Below are 23069 nucleotides of genomic sequence, written 5' to 3'. Positions count from 1 at the left end.
TGACCTGTCCACAGGTTTCATTTGCCGCGCCCTCACCCACCCTAATCGCCATCGGGCTCACTACGGCAGGCCGTACCGGGTCGCAAGAAGCGTCCGAGTTGGTCACACACTGCGTCCAAGTGAGCCCCGAGCGGCTGAGCGTGAGGACAGAAGTGGTCGAAATCGGATATCTGCGTACGGAACGCGAAGCCTCCCGTACGTATCGAGCCGCTCGGAGCCGCTCAGTCCATCCGGCGCGCGCTGCCCAACAATCCGGTCTCGGCGTCGGTCGCCTGCGTCATCACGAACTGCCGGTCGCGGTCCGCGCACCACAGGGTGACGCCATCGGCCAGTGTGGACAGCGCCTGCGACTCGGAGGACGACAGATGCAGGATGCGCCCGATCTGCGCGGCCTCGTCCGGCGAGACCCGCTGGATTCCGACGAGCGCCGACTTCTCCATCAGGCGCGGAGCCACCGGGCTCAGATACGGCAGCAGCGTCACCACCGACTGCCAGGGACCCGCCACCACCCGTCCGCGCGGCGGTCGCATCCCGCAGTCCCGCACCACGACGACCGGCGAACCGGCCGAAGCGCCCTGCGGCGGCACCCGTCCCACGTCGTGCAGCGAGACGCACGGCTGCCCGCCGCCCGCCGCCTGGGCCAGCCCCGTCCAGGCGGCGGCCCGGCCGGTCTCCACGGCGATGCGGGCGCCCGTGGCCGCGGCGCGCAGCGCCAGTACCTGCGCCGTCCACAGCCCGCCGATCAGCGTGACCTCGTACGGAGTGGGCCGGTTGATGCCCAGTACAGCGGGGCGCCCTTCGGCGTCGACGCCGATCACCGTGCCGTCGTCGCCGACCGGCAGGGCCAGCGACGCCAGCTCGTCGAAGGAGACCGCGTGCCGGCTGCGGCGCGGCCCGATCAGCCCGAAGCCCAGGCGGGCCCGGGTGCTCGACGGTGTGGACATCAGCGGGTACCCCCGAGCGGCAGCGTGGCGAGCACACCGGGCAGTTGCTCGCGGTCCAGTCGCACCAGCGACGTCTTCACGCCGCGCGCGGTGCGCTCCAACTCATGGCGCGCGGCGACCAGTTCCTCGTCACTGCGCCCGGTGATCCGGATGTGCCCGGTGACCGAGACCTCCGAGCGGTCGCCGTGGCCCAGCGTCAGACTGAACGTCGTGGCGAGCGCCGGAATCGAGGTGAGCAGCGCGACCAGCTGCGGCATCGAGGCCCCGCCGCCGCCCAGCTGCGGCCAGCGGCTGACCCAGTACGTCGTATGGCGCCGGTCGTCGCAGCGCCAGGTGCGCGGGGTCTCCTCGGTGCGCCGGCCCGGCGTCTCCGACCGGCTGGCCTGGGCCATCGCGAGCGGGCTGACACAGGCCGACGTCGCGATCGCAGAGGTCAGTTCCTGCTCGGTCAGCACCGTCGCGCGGAACCCGGCCCCGGTCAGCCGGCTGGCCAGCTGGTCGGCGGCCCGTACCGCGCACTTCTGCGCCCCGACGATGCCGCCGCCGCGTGCCTGCACCGCTTCCGGGCAGAGCTCCGGGTCCACCTTGAGCGCGATCCAGGTGATCCGCAGCGCGGGCGAACCCGTCTGGGCCTGCAGCGGCGCGTAGTTCCGTGCGGCGACCGACTGAGACGGCAGGTGCGGCGCGGGCGCCGGCTGGGTGTGCTGCACGATCTGTGCAGATTCCAGGCGGATTCCGTCGACGTCGAGCACATCACGTACAAGAGTGAGGGGCAGCGGCTGCGCCGAGCGGTCCGGCCGCAGTGCCGTGGAGTCCGACTCGACCTGGACGACCGCCGTGAGGAACGTACCGTCGCCGATCATGCCGACCGGGCGCCGGTCGCGGTCGCTGAAGGAGTACGTGCGCAGGGCGGGCTCGCACTCGACGGCGGGCGCGAGCCCCGGTTCCGTACCCGCGGGCAGTACGAGGGAGGCCGCGCGGCGGCTCCGGGCCCGCAGGGCGAAGACCGTGCTCAGCCACTCCGGCAGCGAACGGCGATGCCTGCGGACGACGGCCAGCAGTACCAGGATCGCGGCGGCCACTCCGGCCGGAACCAGCAGCAGCGGTTCGACGACCCAGGCCGCGACCAGCAGTGCAGCCGCGATTTCGATCAGTACGAGTTGTTGCAATCGGAACGAACCGAACTGTCCGGCCCGTCCGTTCAGTCGCGGTGAGGCCGCTCCACCGGCGCCGGAGGCGCCCGGGGAGGGAGTGCGTGAACCGCGGCGGGAGGCCCGTGGGCCGCTGGATCCGGGAGTCCCGGACGCCTGCGTGTTCCCGGGCGGACGTGTCCGCGTTGCGGAAGCCATCATTCCGGCATTCCCCCGTTCATAAGGCCCAACTCCACCCGATCGCCCCTGCCCCGCCGGGGCTTCGGCGGCTGGATCACCCTACCCGGCCCACGGGCACCCACGATCAGCAGGCATAGTAGGGGGCCGGTCCGGCACCAGGGTCCGGCATCCGGGGTCCGGCACAGGGGGCGGGGATGCGTCCGCCCCTGGGCCGCGCGGGGAGACACGGGAGACAGACAGACTCATGGCATCACGGCGGGATGAGCTCAACGCGTACACCTTCGCGAAGAAGCGCACGGTGGCGGCATTCCTCCAACCGTCGCCCACCGGGACCGAGGAGGGGGCGCCCCGTCCTTTGCGGGCCGTCGTCCCGAGCCTGATCGTCGGTGCGCTGATCCTCGCGGGATTCGGCGCCTGGGGCATGTTCAAGCCGACCGCTCCCAAGGACTGGGACAAGCCGGGTACCAAGGTGATCGTCGGCAAGAATTCCACCACCCGTTACGTGGTGCTCAGCACGGGCAAGGGCAAGGACAAGAAGACGCTGCTCCACCCCGTACTGAACCTTGCATCGGCCCGACTGCTGCTCACCCCGCAGCAGTTCGCCGTGGTTCAGGTCGGCGACGACATCCTGGACGCGGGCAAGCCCCCGCGGGGACCGATCCTCGGCATCCCCTATGCCCCCGACCGGCTCCCCGAGCCGACGGACGCGGGCACCGCCAAGCGGTGGGCGGTCTGCGAGCAGCCCGGCGGCAAGGGCAACACCGTACAGAAGGCGGCGTTCGTCTTCGCCGAGCGCGACCTGAAGCTGACCGAGGGCAGGAAGCAGCTCAGCGGCGGCCAGGTGCTCTACGTCCAGGGCCAGGACAGAACCCGTTACCTCGTCGACGCGAGCGGCACCAAGTACCGCGTCAACGAGATCGCGACCGACAACGGCCATCTGACCAACGCCCTGGTCGGCAGCAGCCGGCCGCAGTCCGTCACCGACGACTGGCTCGCCACCCTGCACGACGGCAGCCCGGTCGCCTTCCCGCAGATCCCCGGCACGGTCGGCGCACCCGCGCACATCCAGGGCCAGCTCTCCGCCGAGGAGAACAAGGTCGGCATGGTGCTCAGGACCGAGACCGGCAACGGCACCCAGCACTACGTGGTCCTCGAAGGCAAGGTCCAGCCGATCTCCGAGTTCACCGCCTGGCTGCTGATCAACTCCCCGCAGACCGCGCCCCTGAACCTCGACAGCGAGGCGCGCGCCGTGGGACTCCAGGACTTCGTCCCGGACGGCGAGACCTTCGGGGGCCAGGGAGCCCGCTGGCCCGCGCACAAGGCCGAACAGGTCAACTCGGCGTCCGGCGGCGGCAGCAGGGACACCGTCTGCAGCGTGCTGCGCAAGGTGGACGACAAGGGCCGTACGACGCTGAGCGTCTGGGCCGGTACGGAGTACCCGGCCGCGATCAGCGCCGGTGGCACCAGCACCTACGTCACCCCCGGCAGCGGCCTGCTCTACACCCAGGTCCAGGGCCGGCAGACCAGCCCCGACGGTTCGCTCTTCCTGGTCACCGACACCGGACTGCGGTACGCCGTCCAGGCGAACGGCGACAGTGACGCCCAGCGGTCCGGCATCGGCACCGGCGAACAGCAGGGCCAGAGCGACGGCCGCCCCGAGCCGAGCCAGGCACAGATCCGGCTCGGCTACGAGAAGGTCGTGCCCTCCCTCGTACCGATCGCGTGGTCGGAGTTCCTGTCCAAGGGCCCCCGGCTCGACACCAACAGCGCCCGCCAGCCCCAGGGCTCGTAACCGCCTCGTTCGCAGTGGGATCACGGACTCGGGGGAGAGGAACAGATGTTGTACCGGAAGACCGCGCTGCTGACGGCGGCCACGGCCGCACTGGCCGCGCTCGCCGCGCCGCAGGCCGCGTACGCGGACACGGGAGCCGGAGAACCGGGCGGCCTCGGGATCAACGGCAGTGGTGAGTGCACCTTCCCGATGAAGAAGCAGTTCGAGGGCAGGCCCTGGTCGCTCCAGCGCGTCCTGCTCGACGAGCTCTGGCAGGACTCCAAGGGCAAGGGCGTCCGCGTCGCGGTCATCGACACCGGGGTGGACAACGCCAACCTGCAGCTCAGAACGGCCGTCGACGCCTCCGCCGGCCGTGATCTCCTCAGCGCCAAGGGCGACGGCACGGCCGACGAGGTCGGTCACGGCACCAAGGTCGCCGGCATCATCGCCGCCCGCCCCCGCAAGGGCACCGGATTCGTCGGACTGGCCCCCGAGGCCACGATCATCCCGATCCGGCAGAACGACGAGAAGAACAGCGGCAAGGACACCACGATGGCCACCGCGATCGACCACGCGATCGCCAAGGGCGCCGACGTCATCAACATCTCGCAGGACACCACCAAGCCGCTCGCCGCCACCTCCGCCCTCGGCAGAGCCGTGGCCAGGGCGCTCGCCAAGGACATCGTCGTCGTCGCGTCCGCGGGCAACGACGGCATGGACGGCAAACGGAAGACGACGTATCCGGCGGCCTTCGACGGCGTACTCGCCGTCGCCGCCTCCGACCGCAACAACGAACGCGCGGCGTTCTCGCAAGCCGGAGCATTCGTCGGCGTCGCCGCCCCGGGCGTCGACATCGTCTCCACCGTCCCCGGCAACGGCCAGTGCGCCGACAACGGCACCAGCTTCTCCGCGCCGTACGTCGCCGGGGTCGCCGTCCTCCTCAAGGCCAAGTACCCCACCTGGACGGCCGCCCAGATCGTCGCCCGCATCGAGCAGACCGCCGAGCGGTCCATCACCGGCCACGACGACTTCGTCGGCTGGGGCGTCGTCGACCCGGTCCGCGCCCTGGCCGGCGACAAGGACGACGTACCCCTGGACGCGGCGCACCCCGACACCCCGCCGCCCAGGGCAGAGGCCCCGGAGCCCGCGCATCTGGCGATGTCCGAGACGTCGCAGGAGCGCAGCGAGCGCTATGCCACCTACGCGCTGGCCCTGGCGGGCGTGCTGGTCTCCGTCGTCGCCGGGACCGCGACCGTCGTCCGTGATGTCCGGCGGCGGCGCGGTTTGCGGGAGAGCGCTGCCCAGTGAAGTACCTCTCTCCCGGGAAACCCCAGTTGGGACGAGATGATGAAGTGACTAGGGTGGTAGCAGACTTCACGTGTGTGACGGGGGAACGAGAAGTGGCCGAGTCCGACGCAGGCGGATGGGAACGCCGCCGCGCGCTCCGAGGACCCCGCGCTCACCCCACTCCGTATCCGGAGCACACGGGGGCAGCAAGAAGCCTGACCGCGACCTGCGGGCAGGCCCGGGAACTGAGAGATAGGACCTCCGGATGACCAACCCCGCAGGTGGTTTCGGACTTGCCGACGATCCGATCGTCCAGGCGAAGAACAAGATCATCGACACCGCTGAGGCGGTGTCCAAGCAGGCCAGGGAGCTGGCCGACATCCTCGCGACGGTGAGCGCGGGCTGGACAGGTGTGGGCGCCTCGGGATTCTCGTCCGCGCAGATCGTGATCAACGAGGACCACGACGAGATCCGCCGGCTGCTCAATGTGCTCCTCAACGCCGTGAGCCAGACCAAGAACCTCAGCAACGCCAACGACGACGAGGTCCGTGCGGCCTTCAACGCCGTGAAGGCGCCGGCGTCCTCGGGCAACACGTCCGGGCTCAACGGCGTCTGAACCGCGCCGCAGCACCCTTCCACGTACACGCTGAGCACAGAGGAGAAGACTGATGGCTGGGGACCCGAACACCAAGGTCAGGTACGAGAGCGTCCAGGAGATGGCGAACCGCATCCGTGTGGTGTCGCGCAACATCATCAAGGACCTCGCGGAGATGGACGCCGCCCTCAAGGTCGTCACCGACACCTGGGACGGTGACGCCCACGCGGAGTACATCACGCTGCAGGGCAAGTACAAGGGCAAGGCCGACCACATGAAGGACCGGCTGGAGCAGGTCGCGAAGATCATCGAGACCGGCAAGGACAGCTACCGCTCCACGGACGTCAAGGCCTCGCGCCTGTTCACCGAGTCGTACTGACCCACCCGTTCGGACACACGCTGTCCGGACTCAGCTGTTTGTACACAGCTGTTCGTACACACGCAAGAGGGGCGCGCTCGGCGGAGCACGCCCCTCTTCGCTTCCCGTCGCGGGGAACGGGAACCGCCCTACTTCAGGTCGAACTCGCCGTCACGCGCGCCCAGTACGAAGGCGCGCCACTCGGCCTCGGTGTACCGCAGCACGGTCTCCGGGTCCAGCGAGGACCGCATCGCCACGGCCCCGCCCGGCAGATGAGCGATCTCGACGCGCTCCTCGGCCTCCTCGGTGCCCGGGGCGCCCAGCCACTCCACCCCCGAGATGTCCAGTGCGTACAGCTCGTCCTTCTCCTGCTGACTGCCCATCAGACGCCTTTCCTCTCCCGCGAGGGATCGCATCCTTCGCCGGTGGATCCAAGTACATGTCCCGCGCGCCGATTATCCCCGGTCCGCCCCGTCATCGGGGGCCGGACCGGAATGTCACTCCGAAGCCCGGTCCCCCGAAGCCCGGTCCTCAGTGCTGCTCGGGCAGCCGCCCGATCTGCACCAGCGGAGTCCCGCGCCTGCGTGAGGCGAAGTAACCGCGCCCCGGCGGCATCGCGTGCCCGCGTACCGAACCGATCAGATCGCCCTCGGACGGATCGCCGGACAGTACGACGCCCTGCGCACCCAGTTCCTTGATGCGCTGCATGAACCCCTCGTACATCGACCTCGACGCCCCCGCCGAGTTGCGCGCGATGATGAAGCGGACGCCGGTGTCCCGGGCGAACGGCAGATACTCCGCCAGCGGAGCCAGCGGATTGCCCGCGTTCGTCGCCACCAGGTCGTAGTCGTCGACGATGATGAAGATCTGCGGACCGCTCCACCAGCTGCGGTCCCGCAGCTGCTGCGGAGTCACATCCGTCGGGGGCTGCCGGCGGGCGAACACCCCCGCCAGCGCCTCCATGTGCATCTGCATGGAGCTCGCCATCGGCGCGTACTCCAGCAGATGGGACTCCGGCAGCGCACCGAGCAGCGCCCGCCGGTAGTCGCCGACGACGAGCTTCGCCTCGTCGGGGGAGTAGCGTTCCGCGATCTGCTTGGCGATCAGCCGCAACAGGTTCGTCTTGCCGGACTCGCTCTCACCGAAGATCAGGAAGAACGGGTCCGTCTCGAAGTCGACGAACACCGGCTCCAGCGCGGTCTCGTCGATACCGATCGCGATGCCCCGCTCGGGGAATTCGAAGCCCTTCGGCAGCTGGTCCGCGGGCAGCTTGCGCGGCAGCAGCCGCACGGCCGGCGCCGAGGGACCCGACCAGTTCGCCCGCACCGCGGCGACGAACGCGGCCGTGCCCTCGGAGAGATCCGCCCCGCTGCTGACCGAGTCGATACGCGGCAGAGCACCCATGAAGTGCAGCTTCTCCGGCACCTGCCCACGGCCCGGGACACCCGGCGGTACGTTCACCGCGACCTTGCGGTCGAACTCCGAGTCCATGACGTCGCCGAGCCGCAGTTCGAGCCGGCTCAGGATCTGGTCCTTCAGCGCCGCCCTGACCTCCATGTAGCGGGCCGCGGTGATGACCACGTGGATGCCGTAACCGAGACCGCGCGAGGCGATGTCCGTGACGGTCTGCTCCAGCATCTCGTACTCGGCGCGGAAGCCGCCCCAGCCGTCGATGACCAGGAACACATCGCCCCACGCCTCACCGGGCAGCTCGCCCCGGGCGCGCTTGCGCCGGTAGGTGGCGATGGAGTCGATGGAGTGCGCCCGGAAGAACTCCTCGCGCCGGTTGAGCACCCCGGCCACCTCGGCGACCGTACGGCGCACCCGCTCGGGGTCGAGCCGCGAGGCCATCCCGCCGACGTGCGGCAGCTCCGCCAGCGAGACGAGACCGCCGCCACCGAAGTCCAGCCCGTAGAACTGCACCTCGTGCGGGGTGTGCGTGAGCGCGAACGACGAGATCAGCGCCCGCATCATCGTGGACTTGCCGGACTGCGGACCGCCGACGACCATCATGTGACCCGCCGCACCCGAGAAGTCCCGGTACAGCACCTCACGCCGCTGCTCGAAGGGCTTGTCGATCAGACCGAGCGGGACCGCCAGCCCACCGGGCCGGGTGTACTCGGTCGCCGTGAACCCGCGGTCCGCGGTCGGCGCGAGACCCGGCAGCAACTGGTCCAGCGTCGGCGCCTGGTCCAGCGGCGGCAGCCACACCTGGTGGGCCGGCACCCCCTGACCCTCCAGACGCCGCACGATCACGTCGAGCACCGTGTCGGCGAGTGCGTCCTCGTCCGCCTCCGACCGGGCCGCCGCCGCCAGCTGCGCCGGGTCCGGAGCCGCGTACACCACGGGCACCGGAGTGGCACTGAACACGGCGGGCCGCCGCTCGACGGGCAGCTGCCCCACCGAGAGATCGGGGCCGCCCGTGCGGTACGCCCCCGATACGTACGCCGCCTTGAAGCGGGTCATCTCGTCCGTACCGAACTTCAGATAGCCGGACCCGGGCACCGAAGGCAGGTGGTACGCGTCCGGCACACCCAGCGCCGTGCGCGACTCCGCCGCCGAGAAGGTCCGCAGACCGATCCGGTACGAGAGATAGGTGTCCAGACCGCGCAGCTTGCCCTCCTCCAGACGCTGCGAGGCCAGCAGCAGATGCACTCCCAGAGAGCGGCCGATCCGGCCGATCTGGATGAACATGTCGATGAAGTCAGGCTTGGCCGTGAGGAGTTCGGAGAACTCGTCGATGACAAGGACCAGCGAGGCCAGCGGTTCGAGTGCGGCGCCGGCGGCCCGCGCCTTCTCGTAGTCGTGGATGTTGGCGTAGTTGCCGGCCGAACGCAGCAGCTCCTGACGCCGCTGCAGCTCACCACGGATCGCGTCACCCATGCGGTCGACCAGCGTCAGGTCGTCCGAGAGGTTGGTGATGACCGCGGCCACATGCGGCATGTGCGACATTCCGGCGAACGTCGCACCGCCCTTGAAGTCGGCGAGTACGAAGTTGAGCGTCTCCGAGGAGTGCGTGACCGCGAGACCCAGCACCAGCGTCCGCAGCAGCTCCGACTTACCGGAACCCGTCGCGCCGACACACAGTCCGTGCGGGCCCATGCCCTCCTGCGCGGCCTCCTTGAGGTCCAGCATCACCGGCTGGCCGTCCTCGCCCACACCGATCGGCACCCGGAGCCGCTCCGAGACCGACCGGGGCCGCCAGGTGCGCGCCACATCGACCGAGGCGGCGTCGCCCAGGTTCAGCAGATCCGTGAAGTCCAGGTTGGCGAGCAGCGGTTCGTCGTCGTCGCCCCCGCCCATCATGAGCGGCGCGAGCTGCCGGGCCAGTGCCTCCGCGGCCGGCAGCGAGATCCCGTCCGGCACACCCTCGTACGCGAGTCCGGCACCGGACTCCAGCCGCAGCTGACCCGGCCGCACCACGACGGACAGACCACCGCGCGGCTCGTCGAGATCGCCCGGCACCACCTCGACGATCGTCACACCCTGAAGGCCCTCGGCCGCCGCGAACAGCGAGTCGGGCGGCACCATCCCACCGTCCAGGACCACCACGATGTGCGGCTGGTCCAGCACCGGCTGGCTCTCCCGGCCGAACCGCGGCCGCCCTTCGAGACGGCTCGCCAGCAACTGCTCCAGCTCACCCAGATCGTCGCCGAACAGCCGCTTGGTACCGGCCCCGTCGACCTGCCCGGGCACCTGCGTGTGCGGCAGCCACTTCGTCCAGTCCCAGCGCGCCACGGCACCCGGGGCCGCCACCACGGCGACCAGCAGATCCTCGGGGGACTGCAGCGTCACCAACTGCGCCACCAGCGACCGGGCCGTGGACTGCGCCGCCTCCGGCTGCCCGGAGACCGTCACGTGATAGAAGGCACGCATCGAGACGGCCATCGGCAGCCCGTCCAACGACGCGTGCACCGCGAGGAACTGCTGCATCGCGCCCGCGCACATCGGCTCCAGCTCGTCCACCGGAGCGGTCTCGGGGGCGATCAGCGGGGTCGCCAGCTGCTGAGCGCCGAGCCCGACCCGTACATGGGCGAAGTCCTTGTCGCCCACGCGCCGTTCCCAGACCCTGCTGCCCTCCGCGACCACCGACCACAACTGCTCCGGAGCGGGGTGCAGATACAGCTGTACGTCACGCTGCGACCGGGCGGTCCTGCGGACCGTACGCCGGGTCTGCGCAAGGTATTTGAGGTAGTCGCGCCGCACATCCGCCATTTGCCCCTGCGTACCGCGACGGTGGCGGACCAGCTGGGCGACCACCATTCCGACGGTCGACACGAGCATCAGGACGCCCATGATCCGCATGAACGGCGGCGCCTGCGGCGAGAAGAAGAACACCACCGACGAACCCATGCCGAGCACCGGCAGGATCTGCATCAGCATGCCCTCCTGCTGCCCGCGCGGCAGTTCGGGAGGGGCCTCCAACGTCAACTCGTCCGCAGGTACTTCCGGCGGCAGAGACCGCGGAGGTCGTTTCACGACGATCTGGCTCACCGGAACATCAATCCCTCAATACGGACGGGCGGAAGGCCGGTCTGGTCCGCGCCGACGCCCCCGTGGCTGCGTTTGCGCGGACTTCCCTCCGCGCGACGGTGATCCTACTTGCAGATCACCCGCCCCCCTCCCGGTAGGGTGGCGCGCGCACTGTGCGCAACCGCGAATCAGGGGGACCAGACACGTGAGTACGACCGCAGCGACGGGTTTCTGCCGCGTCACTGTCGTGGCGCCCGACAGCCGGATCGATGTCGCCCTTCCGGAAGACATCGCCGTCGCCGACGTCTACCCGGAGATCCTGCGCCTCACCGGCCAGACCCAGGCGGCCGGAACGCCCACCGGCTATCACCTCGTACGCCGCGACGGCACCGTCCTCGACGGCGCCCGCACCCTCGCCGCCCAGCAGGTTCTCGACGGCGAACTCCTCAGCCTCCGCCCCTTCGCCCAGTCGCTGCCGCCCGCCGTCTTCGACGACGTCTCGGACGCCGTCGCCTCGGCCGTCACCCGCGACCGCCATCTGTGGAGCGACGAACTGCTGCGCGGCGCCGGGCTGGTCGGCGGCGTCCTCCTCCTCGTACTCATGGGCTTCGTGCTCTGGTTCGCGGACCCCCTGCGCCACGACATGCACAGCCTGCCCGGCATCATCGCCGGCTCCGCGGGCCTGCTGCTGACCGCCTTCGCCGGCGTACGCGCCCGGGTCTACGCGGACCGTGCCACCGCCGTCGCGCTCGGCCTCGGCGCACTCCCGCTCGTCCTCATCGCCGGCTCCGGCATCATCGGACCGGACGCCGCCCAGGGCCCCGGCCGCCTGCAGTTCCTGCTCGGCTGCGTCGCCGTCCTGGTGGCATCGGTCGCTCTGGTCGCCCTGACACCCAGCGGAGACGCGCCGTTCGTCGCGGCCACCTTCCTCGCCACCGTCGGCACCCTCGCCACCTTCGTGGCGATCCTCACCGAGGCATCCGCCACGCAGACCGCGGCCGTCTGCGCCCCGGTGGCCCTCGGCCTCGTGGCCTTCCTGCCCGGTCTCTCCGCCCGCTTCGCCCGGCTGCCCATCGGATACGCCTCCCCGCGCACCGCGCCGGCCGGCTACGACGACAGCTTCGGCGACGCGAACAGCGGCCCCGAGGCCGACGGCGAACCCGTCGACGCCGAGCGCATCGCGGCCCAGGCCCGCCGTGGCCACGAGATGCTCCTCGGCCTGGTCGGCGGCTGCGCGGCCGTCGCCGTCGGATCAGCCGCGGTGCTCGGCTTCAGCGACAACATCTGGGGCCAGATCCTCGCCCTCGCCGCCGGCCTCGCGATGCTGCTGCGCGCCCGCCTCTTCCGCTACACCTCGCAGGTGGCGTGCGTCCTCGTCGCGGGCATCGGCGCGATCGCCCTGCTGGTCCTCGGCCTCTCCCTGAACCCGCCGACCGACCTGCTGTACGACCTCGCCCGGTACGGCGACAGGGGCTCCCTCGACATCCGTACGATCTGGCTCTCCGCGGCAGTGGCGGCGGGCGCGGCCCTGCTCACCGCGATCGGCCTGATCATCCCGCGCAAGGGCCTCTCGCCCTTCTGGGGCCGTCTCCTCGACCTCACCGAGAGCGCCCTGCTCCTCTCGCTCGTCCCGCTCTGCCTTGCCGTCCTGGACATCTTCAGCAGGGCCCGCGCCATGACGAGCTAGGGCCGTCCTGAGCGTGCCGGAACGGCTGGTACTCTGACTGGTGGCCGTTTGTGTACGCGTTCCCGGTTCGTTCTGGGGGCTGCGCTCATCGGACCTTCGCTCCCGAGTCACACAAGCTCCCCTGAGAACAAGACCAGGGGCACTCGTGGGCGCTTCGAATACCTAGAGGAGTACCGCGTGCCGCTCGACGCCGTTACGAAGAAGCAGATCATGACCGAGTTCGCGCAGAAGGAGGGCGACACCGGTTCCCCCGAGGTTCAGGTTGCCATGCTCTCCCGCCGGATCTCGGACCTGACCGAGCACCTCAAGCTTCACAAGCACGACCACCACTCCCGTCGTGGTCTGCTGATCCTGGTCGGCCAGCGCCGCCGCCTTCTGCAGTACCTCGCCAAGAAGGACATCCAGCGCTTCCGTGCGCTCGTCGACCGCCTCGGCATCCGCCGCGGTGCGGCCGGCGGCGCCAAGTAAGGACGCTGTGAGAGGGAGCGGTTCCCCCTTCTAGGGGGCCGCTCCCTTTGCTGTACGTGCGGGACCGGGGTCAAGCTCAGTAACCTGGACGTACAACACCAGAACGAGGAGGAGCGCCCTCCAGCCTCCGCCGGTCCTCGGTAGTGGCCCCCGGGACAACGCCCGGGTGCTTCGATCGAAGACCGGCCCGCATTCAAGGAGCGCTTCTCCGTACCGTCCCCCCGCCACACGGGCGGAAGGACGAAAGACGACGAGTATGGAGAAATCACTAGTGGAGAACGAGACCCACTACGCCGAGGCCGTTATCGACAACGGAACCTTCGGCAACCGCACCATCCGCTTCGAGACGGGCCGCCTCGCCAAGCAGGCCGCCGGTTCCGCCGTGGCGTACCTGGACGACGACACCATGGTGCTGTCGGCCACCACCGCCTCCAAGAGGCCCAAGGACCAGCTCGACTTCTTCCCCCTCACGGTGGACGTCGAGGAGCGGCAGTACGCGGCCGGCAAGATCCCCGGCTCGTTCTTCCGCCGTGAGGGCCGGCCCTCCGAGGACGCGATCCTCACCTGCCGCCTGATCGACCGCCCGCTGCGCCCCTCCTTCAAGAAGGGCCTGCGCAACGAGATCCAGATCGTCGAGACGATCATGGCGCTCAACCCCGACCACCTGTACGACGTGGTCGCGATCAACGCCGCGTCCTGCTCCACGATGCTGGCCGGCCTGCCCTTCTCCGGCCCGATCGGCGGCACCCGTGTCGCGCTGATCAAGGGCCAGTGGGTCGCGTTCCCGACGCACACCGAGCTCGAGGACGCCGTCTTCGACATGGTCGTCGCGGGCCGCGTCCTGGAGGACGGCGACGTCGCGATCATGATGGTCGAGGCCGAGGCCACCGAGAAGACCATCCAGCTCGTCCAGGACGGTGCCGAGGCCCCGACCGAAGAGGTCGTCGCCGCCGGTCTCGAGGCCGCGAAGCCCTTCATCAAGGCGCTCTGCAAGGCCCAGTCCGACCTCGCCGCCAAGGCTGCCAAGCCCACCGGCGAGTTCCCGGTCTTCCTCGACTACCAGGACGACGTCCTGGAGGCGCTCAGCGCCGCCGTCCGCACCGAGCTCGCCAAGGCGCTCACCATCGCCGGCAAGCAGGAGCGCGAGGCGGAGCTGGACCGCATCAAGGAGATCGCCGGCGAGAAGCTTCTCCCGGCCTTCGAGGGCCGCGAGAAGGAAATCTCCGGTGCCTACCGCGCGCTGACCAAGAAGCTGGTCCGCGAGCGCGTCATCAAGGACAAGGTCCGCATCGACGGCCGCGGCGTCACGGACATCCGTACGCTGGCCGCCGAGGTCGAGGCCATCCCGCGCGTGCACGGCTCGGCGCTGTTCGAGCGTGGCGAGACCCAGATCCTGGGCGTCACCACCCTCAACATGCTCCGGATGGAGCAGCAGCTGGACACCCTTTCCCCGGTGACCCGCAAGCGCTACATGCACAACTACAACTTCCCGCCGTACTCCGTCGGTGAGACCGGCCGCGTGGGCTCGCCCAAGCGCCGCGAGATCGGCCACGGTGCGCTCGCCGAGCGCGCCATCGTGCCGGTGCTGCCGTCGCGCGAGGACTTCCCCTACGCGATCCGCCAGGTCTCCGAGGCGCTGGGCTCCAACGGCTCGACGTCCATGGGCTCGGTCTGCGCCTCCACCATGTCCCTGCTGAACGCCGGTGTGCCCCTCAAGGCCGCCGTCGCCGGTATCGCCATGGGTCTGATCTCCGAGGAGATCGACGGCAAGACGCACTACGTCGCCCTCACCGACATCCTCGGTGCGGAGGACGCGTTCGGCGACATGGACTTCAAGGTCGCCGGTACGAAGCAGTTCGTGACCGCGCTCCAGCTCGACACCAAGCTCGACGGCATCCCCGCCTCGGTCCTGGCCGCCGCGCTGAAGCAGGCCCGTGACGCGCGTCTGCACATCCTGGACGTCATGAACGAGGCCATCGACGTTCCGGACGAGATGTCCCCGAACGCCCCGCGGATCATCACGGTCAAGATCCCGGTGGACAAGATCGGTGAGGTCATCGGCCCCAAGGGCAAGATGATCAACCAGATCCAGGAGGACACCGGCGCCGACATCACGATCGAGGACGACGGCACCATCTACATCGGTGCCCAGCAGGGCTCGCAGGCCGAGGCCGCGCGCGCCACGATCAACGCGATCGCCAACCCGACCATGCCGGAGGTCGGCGAGCGTTACCTGGGTACGGTCGTCAAGACCACCACCTTCGGTGCCTTCGTCTCCCTCATGCCCGGCAAGGACGGCCTGCTGCACATCTCGCAGATCCGCAAGCTCGCCGGTGGCAAGCGCGTGGAGAACGTCGAGGACGTGCTCGCGGTCGGCTCCAAGGTCCAGGTCGAGATCGCGGAGATCGACTCCCGCGGCAAGCTCTCCCTCATCCCCGTGATCGAGGGCGAAGAGGCCGACGAGAAGGACGACACCGACAAGTGACGTCCCGTAGTTCTGTGACGACGGCCCGCACCTCCTCGGAGGCGCGGGCCGTCGCCCGTACCCAAACGCTTCTCAAGGGCGCCAACGGCATCGGCACAGTCCGCCGTACGGTCCTCCCCGGCGGTCTCCGGATCGTCACCGAGACCCTGCCCTCCGTACGCTCCGCCACCTTCGGTATCTGGGCGAACGTCGGATCACGCGACGAGACGCCCGGGCTGAACGGCGCGACCCACTACCTCGAACACCTGCTCTTCAAGGGCACCGCCAAGCGCAGTGCCCTCGACATCTCGTCCGCGATCGACGCGGTCGGCGGCGAGATGAACGCCTTCACGGCGAAGGAGTACACCTGCTACTACGCGCGGGTCCTCGACACGGACCTGCCGCTGGCCATCGATGTCGTCTGCGACATGCTGACCGGCTCGCTGATCGCCGCCGAGGACGTCGACGCCGAGCGCGGCGTCATCCTCGAAGAGATCGCGATGACCGAGGACGACCCGGGCGACTGCGTGCACGACCTGTTCGCGCACACGATGCTCGGAGACACCCCCCTCGGCCGTCCCGTCCTCGGCACCGTCGACACGGTCAACGGACTGAGCCGCGGCCAGATCGCCCGTTTCTACAAGAAGCACTACGACCCCACGCACCTCGTCGTCGCCGCCGCGGGCAACGTCGACCACGCCACGGTCGTACGCCAGGTCCGCAAGGCCTTCGAGCGCGCCGGCGCCCTGTCCCGTACCGACGCCGTCCCGATGACGCCGCGCGAGGGCTCCCGCACCCTGCGCACCGCGGGCCGTGTGGAGCTCCTGAACCGCAAGACGGAGCAGGCCCATGTAGTCCTCGGCATGCCGGGCCTGGCCCGCACCGACGAACGCCGCTGGGCGCTCGGCGTCCTCAACACGGCGCTCGGCGGAGGCATGTCCTCGCGCCTCTTCCAGGAGGTACGTGAGAAGCGCGGCCTCGCCTACAGCGTGTACTCGTACAGCTCGGGCTTCGCCGACTGCGGACTCTTCGGCGTGTACGCGGGCTGCCGGCCCAGCCAGGTCCACGACGTCCTGAAGATCTGCCGCGACGAGCTCGACCGCGTCGCGACCGACGGGCTCGACGACGAGGAGATCAGCCGTGCCATCGGTCAGCTCTCCGGTTCCACCGTCCTCGGCCTGGAGGACACCGGCGCGTTGATGAACCGCATCGGCAAGAGTGAGCTGTGCTGGGGCGAGCAGATGTCGGTCGACGACATGCTGGCGCGGATCGCGGAGGTCACGCCGGACGACGTCCGCGCGGTGGCGGCCGAGGTCCTGGGCCACCGTCCTTCGCTCTCCGTCATCGGCCCGCTCAAGGACAAGCAGGCCGACCGCCTGCAAGAAGCGGTCTCCTAACCCTCCTCGTAAGGAAGCAGAGCACATGAGCAAGCTGCGCGTGGCCGTTCTCGGCGCCAAGGGACGGATCGGTTCCGAGGCGGTACGAGCCGTCGAGGCCGCCGACGACATGGAGCTGGTGGCCGCACTGGGCCGCGGCGACAAGCTGGAGACCCTCGCGGACACCGGCGCCCAGGCGGTCGTCGAGCTCACCACCCCCGCATCGGTGATGGGCAACCTCGACTTCTGCATCCGGCACGGCATCCACGCGGTCGTCGGTACGACCGGCTGGACCGACGAACGGCTCGCGCAGCTCACCACCTGGCTCGACGGCTCGCCCGAGACCGGGGTGCTCATCGCGCCGAACTTCTCCATCGGCGCGGTCCTCACGATGAAGTTCGCGGAGCAGGCGGCCCGCTACTTCGAATCCGTCGAGGTCATCGAGCTGCACCACCCCCACAAGGTCGACGCACCTTCCGGGACGGCCACCCGCACCGCCCAGCTCATCGGGGCGGCCCGCGAGAAGGCCGGCATGGCACCTCAGCCGGATGGCACGACCACGGCCCTGGACGGCGCCCGCGGCGCGAACGTCGACGGTGTCCCGGTCCACTCCATCCGGCTCCAGGGCCTCCTGGCCCACCAGGAGGTTCTCCTCGGCGGCGAGGGCGAGACACTCACCATCCGCCACGACTCCCTGCACCACAGCAGCTTCATGCCGGGCATCCTGCTCGGTACGCGCCGTGTGGTGACCACTCCCGGCCTCACGTTCGGCCTGGAACACTTCCTCGACCTGAACTGACTGAGCCACCACCCATGCGCGCAAAGATCACTTACGCCGTCACCGCTGCCGTCCTGGTCTTCTATTTCGTCCTGGTCGGCAGCCGTGGCCTCCTGCTCATACGGCACGGCACCCTGCTGACGATCACCTTCGGCGTCGCGGTCCTGATCCTGCCGGTGATCGGTATCTGGTTCCTCTGGAAGAACACGCAGTTCGTCCGCAGGGCCAACACCCTGGCCGCCGAACTGGAAGCCCAGGGCGGCCTCCCGGTCGACGAACTGCTCCGCACCCCGTCCGGCCGCATCGACCGGGACTCCGCGGACGCCGTATTCGCGCGCCGCCGCGAGGAAACGGAAGACACCCCCGACGACTGGCGCTGCTGGTTCCGCCTGGCAGTCGCCTACCAGGACGCCAGAGACACCCCAAGAGCCCGCAAGGCCATGCAACGAGCCATCGCCCTACACCGCACACCCTCAGGCCCAACCACATCAAGCCCGGCCAATTCAAGCCCGTCGGACGCGTGAGGTCACCTGCGAGCCCAGCCAATTCAAGCCCGTCCGGCGATTGAGGACGAACTGTCAACCGGACAGGCCCTAGCCCCGCCGATACTCGTCGCCCCAAGCCTCAATCGCATCCGTAGCCCGCTCAAACGCCTCACCCCGCGCCAGAAAATCCGCGTTGTGGTCCGTCACCAGCGGCGGCAACGTCTCGCCCCCCTGACGCACCACGATCAGCGCCTGCCCCTGCACGGTCCGCGGCAGCCCGAGCCACCTCACCGGCTGCTGAACCGTACGCACGGCCGCCGCCCGCTCCCACCGCACGGTCGTCGTGCGGAAGAACCCCACCCGACGCACTCCGTGCCGACTGACCCACGCACCGACACGCAGCAGCCGCAGGGCACAGGTGATCACCACGGCGGCGAGCACGAGGCACAGGGTGGCACCGGAAAGCCCTCCGGCCGCCGCGGTGATCAGCCCCGCGAGCAGGACGAACGAGGCGAGCAACAACAGGGTGGCCGCCGCCGCGACCCGCCACGGGCCCGGTCGGTACGGCCGCCGCCAGCTGTCGTGGTCGTCGAACGGCAGCGCGATGTCCTCTGCGCCCGCGTCAAATGCGCGGTCGGCCGTCAGAAAGGGCAGGGGCACGACTGATCCTCACTCACAAGCACGCTCGATTGCTGTGCCCGGTGAGGCTACCGAGGACGCCACCGACCCGACTACCCCAGGGGGTCCGTACGAGTCAGCGACCCCGAGCCGCCTCGGAATTCTGGCCGTGTGACGGGCTCTGACCGCTGTCGAGGGCGGGAAGGCCGAACAGAAGCGATCCAGCCAGACCGGAAACCACGACGAGCCCGACGAGGTAGCGGCCGGCCAGCTGCGAGACGCTGGCCCGCTCACGGGGCGGCGGAGTGACATTGCTGCGGAATCGGTCGGCCTCGGCAACGAACGAGAACGGGACGGATTCACGCCGGCGGAACATGAGGAAGCTCTCCTTGAACTATGTGACGGGTACTGCTAATGAGTCAGACGCACGGCGGCCCCGATCGGTGCCCCGAATCGCCGAATCATTCGAAGATTTCCCCGTATGGGCCGTCCGGCCGTCGTTGTCAGTGCACCCCCGTAGAGTGGGCGCCGCCCGAGCGACGCAATTGGAAGGACCCCCGCCGGTGAGCGAGACCCCCGAGCCCACAAAGCCCAGCTTCCGCAGCGATGTCACCGTTGACCTGGTGAAACACGCCGCCGGTGACTCCGACGTGCTCTTCGCGGCCCGTGTTTCCACGGCCGGTGAGCAGTCCCTGGAAGAGGTCACCAAGGACCCTGAGCGCTCCAAGGGGCTCATCAACTTCCTGATGCGGGACCGCCACGGCAGCCCCTTCGAGCACAACTCGATGACCTTCTTCATCAGCGCCCCGATCTTCGTGTTCCGCGAGTTCATGCGGCACCGCGTGGGCTGGTCGTACAACGAGGAATCGGGCCGCTACAGGGAGCTGGAGCCGGTCTTCTACGTTCCCGGCGAGTCCCGCAAGCTCATTCAGCAGGGACGCCCCGGCAAGTACGAGTTCGTCGAGGGCACTCAGGCGCAGCACGAGCTGACCGGCCGCGCCATGGAGGACTCCTACCGCCAGGCGTACGAGGCGTACCAGGAGATGCTCGCCGCAGGAGTGGCCCGCGAGGTCGCCCGGGCGGTGCTCCCCGTCGGCCTGTTCTCGTCGATGTACGCCACGTGCAACGCCCGCTCGCTGATGCACTTCCTCGGCCTGCGCACCCAGCACGAGCTGGCGAAGGTCCCGTCCTTCCCCCAGCGCGAGATCGAGATGGTCGGCGAGCAGATGGAAGCGCACTGGGCGCAGCTCATGCCGCTCACTCATGCGGCCTTCAACAAGAATGGACGGGTCGCCCCGTAGGCGGTGTCCGTATTGCGGCGTTTCGTGAAGTTCATCTAGGCTGATCAAACGGACCCGGCACTGCCTGAACCCCCGAGCAGGCAGTGCCGGGCTCCACTTCCTCGTCCCCCCCGAGGGGACACGGCGCTCCGAGCAACGAGTAGCGTGTTACCCATGGCTCCGATCTCCACTCCGCAGACCCCCTTCGGGCGGGTCCTCACCGCTATGGTCACGCCCTTCACGGCGGACGGCGCACTCGACCTCGAGGGCGCTCAGCGGCTCGCCGCCCATCTGGTGGACGCAGGCAACGACGGCCTGGTCATCAACGGCACCACGGGTGAGTCCCCGACCACCAGCGACGCGGAGAAAGACCAGCTCGTACGGGCTGTGCTCGAAGCGGTAGGAGACCGGGCACACGTCGTCGCCGGCATCGGTACCAACGACACCCGGCACAGCATCGAGCTGGCCCGCACCGCGGAGCGCGCCGGCGCCCACGGCCTCCTCGCTGTCACGCCGTACTACAACAAGCCGCCGCAGGAAGGTCTCCTGCGCCACTTCACCGCGATCGCCGACGCCACCGGCCTCCCCGTGATGCTGTACGACATTCCGGGCCGCAGCGGTGTGCCGATCGACACAGAGACACTCGTACGGCTCGCGGAGCACCCCCGCATCGTCGCCAACAAGGACGCCAAGGGAGACCTCGGCCGCGCCAGCTGGGCCATCGCCCAGTCCGGCCTCGCCTGGTACTCCGGCGACGACATGCTGAACCTGCCGCTGCTCTCGGTCGGCGCCATCGGTTTCGTCTCGGTGGTCGGCCACGTCGTCACCCCGGACCTGCGGGCCCTCATCGAGGCCCACCTCGGCGGCGACGTTCAGAAGGCCACGGAGATCCACCAGAAGCTGCTCCCGGTCTTCACCGGGATGTTCCGCACCCAGGGCGTGATCACCACCAAGGCCGCGCTCACCCTGCAGGGCCTGCCGGCCGGTCCGCTGCGCCTCCCTCTGGTGGAACTCACCACCCAGGAGACGGCGCAGCTCAAGATCGATCTGGCTGCCGGTGGGGTACAGCTGTAACCACGGACTTCACAACTGAATAAGCGAGGAACACTCGCGACAGCACCATCCCAGACAACAGCAAGTGCACGAATGACATGCGCGCCACGTGCCCTCAGCGGTACGTGGCGTGCGTGGTAAGGAGAGTCTTTTGAGTCATCCGCATCCCGAACTCGGTACCCCGCCGAAGCTCCCGAAGGGCGGCCTGCGCGTAACCCCGCTCGGCGGCCTGGGGGAGATCGGCCGCAATATGACGGTCTTCGAGTACGGCGGCCGCCTGCTCATCGTCGACTGCGGCGTCCTCTTCCCCGAGGAGGAGCAGCCGGGCATCGACCTGATCCTGCCGGACTTCACCATCCTCCGGGACCGTCTGGACGACATCGAGGGCATCGTCCTCACGCACGGACACGAGGACCACATCGGTGGTGTCCCGTATCTGCTGCGCCTGAAGGCGGACATCCCGCTCATCGGCTCCAAGCTGACCCTCGCGCTGATCGAGGCGAAGCTCCAGGAGCACCGGATCCGTCCGTACACCCTTGAGGTCACCGAGGGCCAGCGCGAGCGCATCGGCGTGTTCGACTGCGAGTTCATCGCGGTCAACCACTCCATCCCGGACGCCCTCGCGGTTGCCATCCGCACCCCCGCCGGTCTGGTCGTCGCCACCGGCGACTTCAAGATGGACCAGCTCCCGCTGGACGGTCGGCTCACCGACCTGCACGCCTTCGCGAGGCTGAGCGAGGAAGGGATCGACCTTCTCCTCTCGGACTCGACGAACGCCGAGGTCCCCGGCTTCGTACCGCCCGAGCGCGACATCTCCAATGTTCTGCGCACGGTCTTCGCGAACGCCCAGAAGCGGATCATCGTGGCGAGCTTCGCCAGCCACGTGCACCGCATCCAGCAGATCCTGGACGCCGCCCACGAGTACGGCCGCAGGGTCGCCTTCGTCGGCCGCTCGATGGTCCGCAACATGGGCATCGCCCGTGACCTCGGCTACCTCAAGGTCCCCGCGGGCCTCGTCGTGGACGTGAAGACCCTCGACGATCTGCCGGACGACGAGGTCGTGCTGGTCTGCACGGGTTCCCAGGGCGAGCCGATGGCGGCCCTGTCCCGCATGGCCAACCGCGACCACCAGATCCGCATCGTCCCGGGCGACACGGTCATCCTGGCGTCGTCGCTCATCCCGGGCAACGAGAACGCGGTCTACCGCGTGATCAACGGCCTGACCCGCTGGGGCGCCAACGTCGTCCACAAGGGCAACGCCAAGGTCCACGTCTCGGGCCACGCCTCGGCCGGCGAGCTTCTGTACTTCTACAACATCTGCAAGCCGAAGAACCTGATGCCGGTCCACGGCGAATGGCGCCACCTCAGGGCCAACGCCGAACTGGGCGCTCTCACCGGCGTACCCAAGGACCACATCGTCATCGCCGAGGACGGCGTCGTCGTCGACCTCATCGACGGCAAGGCCAAGATCGTCGGCAAGGTCCAGGCGGGATACGTGTACGTCGACGGCCTCTCCGTCGGCGATGTCACCGAGACCTCCCTCAAGGACCGCCGCATCCTCGGCGACGAGGGCATCATTTCTGTCTTCATCGTCGTCGACAGCTCCTCCGGCAAGATCGTGGGCGGCCCCCACATCCAGGCCCGGGGCTCCGGCATCGACGACGCGGCGTTCAGCGCCGTCGTCCCGAAGGTGCAGGACGCCCTCAACAAGTCCGCTCAGGACGGCGTCATGGAGCCGCACCAGCTCCAGCAGCTGGTCCGTCGCACGGTGGGCAAGTGGGTCTCCGACACCTACCGTCGGCGCCCGATGATCCTTCCCGTCGTGGTCGAGGTCTGACCCCGACCAGCACCAACACGGAGCGGGGCGCCTCGATTTGCATCGGGGCGCCCCGCTCCAGTACGTTTACGGCTCCGCCTGACCGGGAAGCACCGCGCGCACTCGTGCGCAGGGAGCACTCGAACGGGGCGGGGAATTCCGACTCAGAATCTCTGATAAAGTCGGTTCCGCCGAAAGGCAAAGGCCCTCCAACAGGCCGCCGGAATCAAATTCGGACCGGAAACGGAACGAAATGAATCTGGTAAGGTTGGAACCGCCGGAAAG

At 69.2% G+C, this 23069-nt stretch carries 19 protein-coding genes; 13 read left to right on the top strand and 6 right to left on the bottom strand.

What is annotated here, in order from left to right; translation table 11 throughout:
- Nucleotides 1-221 precede the first annotated feature (221 nt).
- Together ACFT7S_RS36235 and eccE are read right to left on the bottom strand one after the other, a co-directional pair.
- A complete protein-coding gene (locus ACFT7S_RS36235) occupies nt 222-944 on the bottom strand; it encodes a hypothetical protein (RefSeq protein WP_382739993.1) in 723 nt (240 codons plus the stop codon).
- Entirely contained in the window at nt 944-2293 is a 1350-nt protein-coding gene (gene eccE, locus ACFT7S_RS36230; protein ID WP_382740014.1) for a type VII secretion protein EccE, read from the bottom strand. The genes ACFT7S_RS36235 and eccE overlap by 1 nt, the downstream gene beginning before the upstream one ends.
- 226 nt (nt 2294-2519) lie before the next feature.
- On the opposite strand from eccE, the gene eccB reads away from it, so the two are divergent.
- The 4 genes from eccB (at nt 2520) to ACFT7S_RS36210 (ending at nt 6307) form a co-directional block, all read left to right on the top strand.
- Complete coding sequence (eccB, locus tag ACFT7S_RS36225; protein ID WP_382739990.1) at nt 2520-4067, top strand: type VII secretion protein EccB; 1548 nt, start codon at nt 2520-2522, stop codon at nt 4065-4067.
- 45 nt (nt 4068-4112) lie between these two features.
- Nucleotides 4113-5354: a type VII secretion-associated serine protease mycosin gene (mycP, locus tag ACFT7S_RS36220; protein ID WP_382739988.1), complete on the top strand. Its 1242-nt coding sequence runs from the start codon at nt 4113-4115 to the stop codon at nt 5352-5354.
- A 244-nt stretch (nt 5355-5598) separates the two neighbouring features.
- On the top strand, nt 5599-5949 hold the full coding sequence (locus tag ACFT7S_RS36215) for a hypothetical protein (RefSeq protein ID WP_328906173.1): 351 nt from the start codon (nt 5599-5601) through the stop codon (nt 5947-5949).
- 52 nt (nt 5950-6001) lie between these two features.
- Complete coding sequence (locus tag ACFT7S_RS36210) at nt 6002-6307, top strand: WXG100 family type VII secretion target (RefSeq protein WP_382739984.1); 306 nt, start codon at nt 6002-6004, stop codon at nt 6305-6307.
- 128 nt (nt 6308-6435) lie between these two features.
- Here the strand turns inward: ACFT7S_RS36210 and ACFT7S_RS36205 are convergent, their stop codons facing one another.
- On the bottom strand, nt 6436-6669 hold the full coding sequence (locus tag ACFT7S_RS36205) for a DUF397 domain-containing protein (RefSeq protein WP_382739981.1): 234 nt from the start codon (nt 6667-6669) through the stop codon (nt 6436-6438).
- A 148-nt stretch (nt 6670-6817) separates the two neighbouring features.
- Nucleotides 6818-10780, bottom strand: coding sequence for a type VII secretion protein EccCa (gene eccCa, locus ACFT7S_RS36200; RefSeq protein WP_382739978.1), 3963 nt, complete (start codon nt 10778-10780; stop codon nt 6818-6820).
- 184 nt (nt 10781-10964) lie between these two features.
- Between eccCa and eccD the strand changes: the two genes are divergently transcribed.
- From eccD to ACFT7S_RS36170, 6 genes are all read left to right on the top strand, one after another.
- Nucleotides 10965-12446, top strand: a complete 1482-nt coding sequence (gene eccD / locus ACFT7S_RS36195) for a type VII secretion integral membrane protein EccD (RefSeq protein ID WP_382739975.1) — start codon at nt 10965-10967, stop codon at nt 12444-12446.
- Between the two features lie 177 nt (nt 12447-12623).
- Nucleotides 12624-12914, top strand: coding sequence for a 30S ribosomal protein S15 (gene rpsO, locus ACFT7S_RS36190; protein WP_185298166.1), 291 nt, complete (start codon nt 12624-12626; stop codon nt 12912-12914).
- A gap of 271 nt (nt 12915-13185) precedes the next feature.
- Entirely contained in the window at nt 13186-15399 is a 2214-nt protein-coding gene (locus tag ACFT7S_RS36185) for a polyribonucleotide nucleotidyltransferase (protein WP_382739970.1), read from the top strand.
- The gene (locus tag ACFT7S_RS36180) at nt 15396-16775 is read left to right on the top strand and encodes a M16 family metallopeptidase (protein WP_382739968.1); all 1380 of its coding nucleotides are present in this window, start codon (nt 15396-15398) and stop codon (nt 16773-16775) included. The genes ACFT7S_RS36185 and ACFT7S_RS36180 overlap by 4 nt, the downstream gene beginning before the upstream one ends.
- Nucleotides 16776-16800: 25 nt before the next feature.
- Nucleotides 16801-17553, top strand: a complete 753-nt coding sequence (dapB, locus tag ACFT7S_RS36175) for a 4-hydroxy-tetrahydrodipicolinate reductase (RefSeq protein ID WP_382739965.1) — start codon at nt 16801-16803, stop codon at nt 17551-17553.
- 14 nt (nt 17554-17567) lie between these two features.
- Nucleotides 17568-18056, top strand: a complete 489-nt coding sequence (locus ACFT7S_RS36170) for a hypothetical protein (RefSeq protein ID WP_382739963.1) — start codon at nt 17568-17570, stop codon at nt 18054-18056.
- Nucleotides 18057-18125: 69 nt separating this feature from the next.
- Here ACFT7S_RS36170 and ACFT7S_RS36165 read toward each other — a convergent pair whose 3' ends face one another.
- The gene (locus ACFT7S_RS36165) at nt 18126-18677 is read right to left on the bottom strand and encodes a hypothetical protein (protein ID WP_382739960.1); all 552 of its coding nucleotides are present in this window, start codon (nt 18675-18677) and stop codon (nt 18126-18128) included.
- 94 nt (nt 18678-18771) lie between these two features.
- Nucleotides 18772-19011 (bottom strand): hypothetical protein, encoded by a 240-nt coding sequence (locus ACFT7S_RS36160; protein WP_382739957.1) that lies wholly within the window; start codon nt 19009-19011, stop codon nt 18772-18774.
- Nucleotides 19012-19198: 187 nt separating this feature from the next.
- On the opposite strand from ACFT7S_RS36160, the gene thyX reads away from it, so the two are divergent.
- The 3 genes from thyX (at nt 19199) to ACFT7S_RS36145 (ending at nt 22805) form a co-directional block, all read left to right on the top strand.
- Nucleotides 19199-19936 (top strand): FAD-dependent thymidylate synthase, encoded by a 738-nt coding sequence (thyX, locus tag ACFT7S_RS36155; RefSeq protein ID WP_382739955.1) that lies wholly within the window; start codon nt 19199-19201, stop codon nt 19934-19936.
- Nucleotides 19937-20089: 153 nt separating this feature from the next.
- Nucleotides 20090-20989, top strand: a complete 900-nt coding sequence (gene dapA, locus ACFT7S_RS36150) for a 4-hydroxy-tetrahydrodipicolinate synthase (protein ID WP_382739952.1) — start codon at nt 20090-20092, stop codon at nt 20987-20989.
- A 130-nt stretch (nt 20990-21119) separates the two neighbouring features.
- Nucleotides 21120-22805, top strand: coding sequence for a ribonuclease J (locus ACFT7S_RS36145; RefSeq protein WP_382739949.1), 1686 nt, complete (start codon nt 21120-21122; stop codon nt 22803-22805).
- The last annotated feature ends 264 nt before the right edge of the window (nt 22806-23069 follow it).

The organism is Streptomyces sp. NPDC057136, assembly GCF_042670885.1.
In the GTDB taxonomy this organism is placed as follows: Bacteria; Actinomycetota; Actinomycetes; order Streptomycetales; family Streptomycetaceae; genus Streptomyces.
The sequence above is the reverse complement of the archived record's forward strand: the minus strand, read 5'-3'. Positions and strand labels throughout refer to the sequence as shown.